Consider the following 7,354-nt stretch of genomic DNA (forward strand, 5'->3'; position numbering starts at 1 on the left):
TCCAGGGCGGGCGCCGGTCAGCCGACCGGGCAGGACAGCTCGTCGGCGGTGCGGGTGCGGGCGTACCAGCCGGCGTGTTCGGCGATCAGGTCGAGGACCCCGGCGATGTCGTCCCCGGTGGTCTCCGGGTTGAGCAGGGTCACCTTGAGGTGGTGGGCGCCGTCGACCCGGGTGCCCGCGACGAGCGCGGCGCCGGAGGCGGCGAGCGCCTCCCGGGCGTAGAGGTTGGCGTCGTCCACCAGGTCGGCCGCCAGTCCGGCGGGCCGCCAGCGGAACACCAGGGTGCTCAGGGCCGGGCGGGTCACCACCTCGAAGCGCGGGTCGGCGGCGAGCAGTTGCCAGGCCTGCGCGGCCCGGTCCACCACCTCGTCGAAGAGGGCGCCGACGGCGTCCGGGCCCATGATGCGCAGGGTGAGCCAGAGCTTGAGGGCGTCGAAGCGGCGGGTGGTCTGCAGGCTCTTGTCGACCTGGTTGGGGATGCGCTGCTCGACGGCGCGGGCCGGGTTGAGGTAGTCGGCGTGCCAGGTGGCGTGCCGCAGCGTCCGGCGGTCCCGGACCAGCAGCGCGCTGGAGCTGACCGGCTGGAAGAAGGACTTGTGGTAGTCGACGGTGACCGAATCGGCCCGCTCGATGCCGTCGAGCAGGTGCCGGCGGGTGGGCGAGACCAGCAGGCCGCAGCCGTACGCGGCGTCGACGTGCAGCCAGACGCCCGCCGCCGCGCAGATGTCGGCGGTCTGCGGCAGCGGGTCGATGCTGCCGAAGTCGGTGGTGCCCGCGGTGGCCACCACGGCCATCACCAGCAGCCCGTCCTCCCGGCAGCGGGCGATCTCCCGGGCCAGCGCGTCGGGGCGCATCCGGCGCTGCCCGTCGGTGTCCACCGCGCGGACCGCGTCCGGGTCGAGGCCGAGCAGCCGGGCGGCCTTCTGCACGCTGAAGTGGCCGGCCGTCGAGGTGAGCACGCGCAGCCGGGCCAGCGCCGCCGGCCCCGGTCGCAGGCCGGCGCGCGTCCGCGCCTCCTCCCGGGCCAGCAGCAGCGCCTGCAGGTTGGACTGCGTCCCACCGCTGGTGAACACCCCGTCGGCGGCGGGGCCGAGGCCGATCCGCCGGGCCGTCCAGTCGACCAGCCGACGCTCGATGAGCGTGCCGCCGGCGCTCTGGTCCCAGGTGTCCAGCGAGGAGTTGACCGCGCTGAGCACGGCCTCGCCCAGCAGGGCCGGGATCACCACCGGGCAGTTCAGGTGGGCCAGGTAGCGGGGGTGGTGGAAGTAGACCGCGTCGCGCAGGTAGACGTCGTGCAGTTCGTCCAGCGCCGCGCCGGTGTCGGCGAGCGGCCGGTCCAGGTCGACCGCCTCGATCCGGGGGGCGAGGTCGGCCGGGGTGACGCCGGTGAACGGCTGGTCGGCGGTGGCGAACCGGTGGGCCACCCGGTCGATCCCCGCCGCCAGTACCGTCCGGTAGCGGTCCAGCGTGCCGGCGGTGAACAGGTGGTCCCGGGCGACAGCCGGGTCGGTGCGGGAGGCGGCGACGAGCGCTGCGGGCAAGCTCATGGGCGGTCCTCAATGGTCGGAAGCGGACGGGAGCGGCGCGCGGCGGCGCGGCGCGCTCCGGCGGTCCGATGATCGCCAGGTTAGGTTAGCCTAACCTCATACCTGGAGGTGCGGGCGGGGCTCGGCGTGTCACTCGTCCGGCGCCGCCAGCGGCCGAGCCGACCGGTCAACGCGCTCCGGCAGCCGCACGACAGGTGAGGAGGAACCTCAGTGACGGAGATGTGGCCGGACGCCGGGTCCGGAGAGGCCCGCCGGTGACCGGCATCCGGCGGGACCCGTGGGGCGTGCCGCAGCTCTGGGCGGACGACGTCGACCAGCTCGCCCACCGTCAGGGCCGGGCCGCCGCGATCGACCGGGCCTGGCAGATCGAGGTGGAACGGTGGCGCGCCGAGGGTCGGCTGGCCGAGCGCCTCGGCCCCGACGGGCTGGGCTGGGACCGGTTCGCCCGGCGCGCCCGCCTCGCCGACACCGCGGCCCGCTGCTTCCGGCGGCTCTCCCCCGCCACCCGACGCTGGGTCACCGCGTACGTCGACGGGGTGAACGCCGGCCTCGCCGAGGGCGCCGCCGGCGCACCCGAGTTCGCCGCCACCGGGAGCACCCCCGGCCGCTGGCGGCCCTGGACCCCGCTGGGCGTCTTCCTCGTGCAGCACATCCTCTTCGGCACCTTCCCGAACAAGCTCTGGCGGGCGCACGTCGAGGCCACCCTCGGCGCGGCGGCCGTCGGGCTCTTCGCCGTCGAGGGTCCGGGCGGCTCCGGCAGCAACGCCTGGGTGGTGCCCGGCGATCCGGCCCGCGGCCGCGGCCCGGTACTGGCCGGCGACCCGCACCGACTGCTCGAGCTGCCCGGCGTCTACCAGCAGGTCCGGCTCGCCTGCCCGCAGTTCGACGTGGTCGGGCTCGCCTTTCCCGGCGTACCCGGGCTGCCGCACTTCGGCCACGCCGGCGACGTCGCGTGGGCGGTCACCAACGCGATGGCCGACTACCAGGACCTCTACCGCGAGCGCCTGCGTCGCGAGGGCGGCCGGCTGCTGGTCCGCGACGCCGACGGCTGGCTGCCGGCCCGCCGCCACGTCGAGCGGATCCGGGTACGCGGCGCCGCGCCGGAGCCGGTCGAGGTGATCGAGACCCCGCGCGGCCCGGTGATCGATCACGACCGGCACACCGGCGAGGCGCTCAGCCTGCGGATTCCGGCCCGGGTCGAAGCGGACCTCGGCTTCGAGGCGCTGCTGCCGCTGCTGCGTGCGCGCAGCGCCGACGACGTCACCGAGGCGCTGCGCGGCTGGGTCGAGCCGGTCAACAGCGTGCTGGTCGCCGATCGGCACGGTGCCGTCCGCCACCTCGTGGCCGGGCTGGTGCCGGTGCGCGACGACGCCTGCCGGCGGAGACCGGTGCCCGGCTGGCAGCCCCGCTACCGCTGGTCCGGCCGGTACGCCGAGAACAAGCCGGTCGAGGTGACCGGGCTCGCGGTGCGGGCCAACGACCGCCGCCCCGACGTGGCCGGGCTGGGCATCGACTTCGCCCCGCCGCACCGGGCAGCGCGGATCGGTGAGCTGCTGGCCGCCGGCGCCGCACCGGAGACCGTCCACACCGACACCCGGCTGGCCACCGGGGCGCTGCGCGCCCTGCTCGACCGGCTCGATCCGGCCACCCTCGGCCCGGCCGCCCGGGACCTGCGCCGGCGGCTCACTGCCTGGGACGGGCGGATGGCCGCCGACAGCACCGACGCGGGCACCTGGGCGGCCTGGCGAGCGGCGCTGGTCCGGCGGCTGCACGACCACCCGCGGCTGCGCCCGCTGCGCGGCCCCGGCCGCTACGACGCGCTCTTCGCCCCCTGGACCGATCCGCTCGCACGGATCGGGCACGCGCTCGACGGCGTGGTGACCGGCGCGTCCCGGCTCGGCGTGGACGTCACCGCCGTCGCGGCGGCGGCGCTGGCCGAGGTGGCGGCGGCCGGTCCCGCGTCGGCCTGGGGCGCGCGGCACCGGCTGCGCCCCGTGCACCTGGGCGTCGCACCCGAGGTCGGCGCGGCGGTGGCCGCCATGCGGGAGCGGGTCGCCCTGGCCGGCGACACCGACTGCGTGCTGGCCACCGCCAGCGTCCCCGGGGTCTCCGACGAGTGCTGGCGCGGCCCGGCCGCCCGCTACGTCTGGGACCTCACCGACCGGGCCCGCAGCCGCTGGGTGGTGCCCTTCGGCGCGGCCGGCCGGCCGGGCGACCCGCACTTCGACGACCAACTGCCGCGCTGGGCGGCCGGCGAGCTGATCCCGGTGCCCGACGCGGACCTCACCGGAAGAAGGAGACCCGTCATGACCTACCAGGAGACCCTGCCCGGCCTCGGCGAGCTGCGGCTGGTCCCGGTCGATCCGGCGGCGGACGCGGCGCTGCTGCACGGCTGGGTGACCCAGCCGTGGGCCCGGTTCTGGGGCATGGGCGGCTACACCGTGGACGAGGTACGCGAGGTGTACGCGTTCCTCGACGGGCTGGCCACGCACCACGCGTACCTGATCGACCTGGACGGCGTCCCGGCCGGCCTGTTCCAGACCTACCAGCCGGAGGCGGACCCGGTCGGCGAGCGCTACCCGGTCCGCCCGGGTGACGTGGGGCTGCACCTGCTGCTCGCAGCGGACCGGCGCACGCCCGGCCTCACCTCGGCGGTCTGCCCGGCGCTGTTCCGGTTCCTGTTCACCGATCCGGCCCGGCAGCGCATCGTGGTCGAGCCGGACGTGCGCAACGACCGCGCGCTGCGCCGGCTGGAGCGCGAGGGCTTCACCCTCGACGCCGAGATCGACATGCCGGACAAGCGGGCGCGGCTCGCCTTCCTCACCCGGCACCGCTTTGAGGCCGACCAGGTGGTGCCGGCCTGACCGCGCCACCGACGCGCGCGCCCGCCCGGCAGGGTGCCGGGCGGGCGCGGTCGGTCAGGTGGCTCAGGCGCCCAGGTACTTCGCCAGGTCGTCCAGGATCTTGTTGGCGGCGCCGACGCCGATGCCGGTCATCCAGATCTCGTCGGAGACCACGTGGGCCTTGCCCGCCTTGACCGCCGACAGGCCCTGCCAGAGGCTGCCGCCGGTGACCTTGGTCTGCTCGGCGGCGGCCTTCTCGCCGTACGCGGTCACGAAGATGACGTCACCGTCGACCTCGTTGACCCGCTCCGGGCTGACCAGGTCGAAGCGCTTGTCCTCCTTGCCGGACAGCAGCTGCCGCTCGGGGCGGCCCAGACCGGTGTCCCCGATCACGATGCCGGAGAACGACTCGGGCCCGTAGACCCGGATGTTGCCCGGGATGAAGCGCACGATGGAGACCTTGCGCGACGCCGCGTCGCCGAGCTGCGTGCCGAAGTCCTTCGCCCGCTTCTCGTACCCGGCCAGCAGCTCCTTGGCCTGCTGCTCCTTGCCCAGCGCCTGACCGTCGAGGAGGAAGTTCTCCTTCCAGGTGATGCCCACCTTCTCGGTGAACACGGTCGGGGCGATGGCGGACAGCTCGTCGTAGAACTTCTCCTGGCGGAACTTGCTGCCCAGGATCAGGTCCGGCTTGAGCGCGGTGATCGCCTCCAGGTCGGGCTCGGTGAGCACCCCGACCTCCTTGATGCCGGCGAGCTTCTCCGCGCCGAAGTAGGTGGGCCAGCTCTTCGCCTCGCCGGCGGTGGCCGCGCCGACCGGGGTGACGCCCAGCGAGAGCGCGGTGTCGATCTTGTCGGTGTCGAGCACCACCACGCGCTTGGGCTCGGCGGGCACCTTGGTGGTGCCCATCGCGTGGGTGATCTCCCGGGTCTGGCCCGCGCCGGTGTCGGCGACGGGGTCGCTCTTCCCACAGGCGGTGAGGCCGACGCCGAGGGCGAGGGCCGTGGTGAGAGCGGCGGCGAGACGACGCATCATGGTCCTTTCGAGCGGTACGGGTCGACGCGACGGTTCAGGCGTCGTCGACGGAGGAGCCGGCCTGGGCCGGTACGCCGGCCGGGGTGGCCGAGGAGTGGGTGCGCGCGGGCACCACCAGCGGGGCGCCGGTGACCGGGCAGGGCACGACCACGCAGTCGAGCCCGAAGACGTCACGGACCAGATCGGCGGTGATGATCTCGCGCGGCGGACCGGCGGCGACCACCGTGCCGGCGCGCATCGCGACCACGTGGTCGGCGTAGCGCGCGGCCTGGTTGAGGTCGTGCAGCACGGCCACCACGGTCCGGCCACGCTCGGCGCGCAGCCGGTGCAGCAGGTCCAGCACCTCCACCTGGTGGGCCAGGTCGAGGAAGGTGGTCGGCTCGTCGAGCAGCAGCGCCTCGGTGTCCTGGGCGAGGGTCATCGCGATCCATACCCGCTGCCGCTGCCCACCGGAAAGGGTGTCCACCGGCCGTTCGGCGAGCCCGGCCACGTCGGCCATCGCCATGGCCGCCTCGACGGCCCGGCCGTCCGCCGCGGACCACTGCCGCCACCAGCGCTGGTAGGGCTGCCGGCCCCGGCCGACCAGGTCGGCCACGGTGATGCCCTCGGGCACCAGCGGGCTCTGCGGCAGCACACCGAGCCGGCGGGCCACCTCCCGGGTGGGCAGGTCGCGGATCGCCGTGCCGTCGAGCAGCACCGCGCCCCGGCGCGGGCTGAGCAGCCGGGCCATGGTGCGCAGCAGGGTCGACTTGCCGCAGGCGTTCGGGCCGACGATCACGGTGAACGCGTCGGCCGGCAGGTCGAGGTCGAGCCCGTCCAGGACGGTGCGGCTCTCGTAGCCGACGGCCAGGTCACGGGTGGACAGCAGCGGCGTCACGAGCGCCTCCCTCGGGTGCGCAGCAGCAGGAACATCAGGTACGGGCCGCCGATGGCCGCGGTCAGCACGCCGGCCGGAAGCTGGGTCGGGGCGAGCAGGCGCCGGCCGGCCAGGTCGGCGAGGACCAGCAGCAGCGCGCCGAGCAGCGCGGCGCAGAGCAGCGGCGGCCGCTCGGCGCGGACCAGCCGCCGGGCCAGTTGCGGGGCGACCAGCGCCACGAAGTCGACCGCGCCGACCTGGGCGGTGACGGTGGCCGCGACGACCACGCCGGTGGCGGCCAGCCCGACGCGGCGGGCGACCGGGCGCAGCCCGATGCCCCGGACCGTGTCGTCGTCGAGGGCGGCGCTGTGCAGCGCCCAGCCGGCCCAGAGCAGCACGGGCAGCAGGGCGGCCAGGGTGCCCGCGATCCAGGCGGCCTCGGTCCAGCCCTTGCCGGCCAGGGTGCCGATCAGCCAGACCTGGGCGCGCAGCCCGTCGATCGGGTCGGCGGCCAGCATCACCACCTCGGTCAGCGCGCGGAACGCGAACGCCACCGCCACGCCGGCCAGCACGAATCGCTGCGCGGCCAGCCCGTGCCGGGCGCCGAGGGCGAACACCAGCAGCGCGGCGAGCAGGCCGCCGAGCAGCGCGGCCGGCGCCACCAGGACCGCCGCGGCGCCGCTGGTCAGCGCCACCGTGGCGGCCAGCCCGGCGCCCTGGGTGACACCGATGACGTCGGGGCTGGCCAGCGGGTTGCGCGCCACACTCTGGATCAGCGTGCCGGCCACCCCGAACGCCGCGCCGGCCAGGGCCGCGAGCACCGCGCGGGGCAGTCGCAGGTTCAGCACCACCAGGTCGTACGGCGTGGCCGCCCCGGACAGCGAGCGCAGCACGTCGGCCGGGGCGACGTACGGGGTGCCGAGGGAGAGGCTGACCACCACGGCGGCGGCGAGCAGCACGAGCAGGACGGCGGCGACCAGCACCGGCCGGCGACGGACCCGCACGGTCACCGGGCCGAGCCGCAGCAGCGACCGCCCGGGCAGCACGGCGGTGGGCGCGCTCACGATGCCTGCCCG

The 7,354-nt window shown here is 75.7% G+C and carries 5 protein-coding genes and 1 pseudogene; 2 read left to right on the top strand and 4 right to left on the bottom strand.

Annotated features, from left to right (window positions below; genetic code table 11):
* Positions 1 to 17: 17 nt before the first annotated feature.
* Positions 18 to 1,547, bottom strand: coding sequence for a pyridoxal phosphate-dependent decarboxylase family protein (locus LQ51_RS04060; protein ID WP_046563288.1), 1,530 nt, complete (start codon positions 1,545 to 1,547; stop codon positions 18 to 20).
* A gap of 254 nt (positions 1,548 to 1,801) precedes the next feature.
* Between LQ51_RS04060 and LQ51_RS04065 the strand changes: the two are divergent.
* Both LQ51_RS04065 and LQ51_RS33700 read left to right on the top strand, forming a co-directional pair.
* Positions 1,802 to 3,817: pseudogene (locus LQ51_RS04065) on the top strand (penicillin acylase family protein); the annotation flags it as partial.
* A gap of 36 nt (positions 3,818 to 3,853) precedes the next feature.
* Entirely contained in the window at positions 3,854 to 4,411 is a 558-nt protein-coding gene (locus LQ51_RS33700) for a GNAT family N-acetyltransferase (RefSeq protein WP_231605344.1), read from the top strand.
* A gap of 63 nt (positions 4,412 to 4,474) precedes the next feature.
* Here the strand turns inward: LQ51_RS33700 and LQ51_RS04070 are convergent, their stop codons facing one another.
* From LQ51_RS04070 to LQ51_RS04080, 3 genes are all read right to left on the bottom strand, one after another.
* Positions 4,475 to 5,419: an ABC transporter substrate-binding protein gene (locus tag LQ51_RS04070; RefSeq protein ID WP_046563292.1), complete on the bottom strand. Its 945-nt coding sequence runs from the start codon at positions 5,417 to 5,419 to the stop codon at positions 4,475 to 4,477.
* Between the two features lie 37 nt (positions 5,420 to 5,456).
* Positions 5,457 to 6,299 (bottom strand): ABC transporter ATP-binding protein, encoded by an 843-nt coding sequence (locus tag LQ51_RS04075; RefSeq protein WP_046563290.1) that lies wholly within the window; start codon positions 6,297 to 6,299, stop codon positions 5,457 to 5,459.
* On the bottom strand, positions 6,296 to 7,354 hold a 1,059-nt coding region (locus LQ51_RS04080), incomplete at its 5' end, for a FecCD family ABC transporter permease (RefSeq protein WP_369799819.1). The genes LQ51_RS04080 and LQ51_RS04075, both read right to left, overlap by 4 nt.

It is taken from the genome of Micromonospora sp. HK10 (assembly GCF_000982955.1).
Taxonomy (GTDB): Bacteria; Actinomycetota; Actinomycetes; order Mycobacteriales; family Micromonosporaceae; genus Micromonospora.

What these genes read in the sequence shown, in the direction of transcription:
- LQ51_RS04060 (WP_046563288.1), bottom strand. Translation starts at nt 1,547, where the DNA reads ATGAGCTTGCCCGCAGCGCTCGTCGCCGCCTCCCGCACCGACCCGGCT.
- LQ51_RS33700 (WP_231605344.1), top strand. Translation starts at nt 3,854, where the DNA reads ATGACCTACCAGGAGACCCTGCCCGGCCTCGGCGAGCTGCGGCTGGTC.
- LQ51_RS04070 (WP_046563292.1), bottom strand. Translation starts at nt 5,419, where the DNA reads ATGCGTCGTCTCGCCGCCGCTCTCACCACGGCCCTCGCCCTCGGCGTC.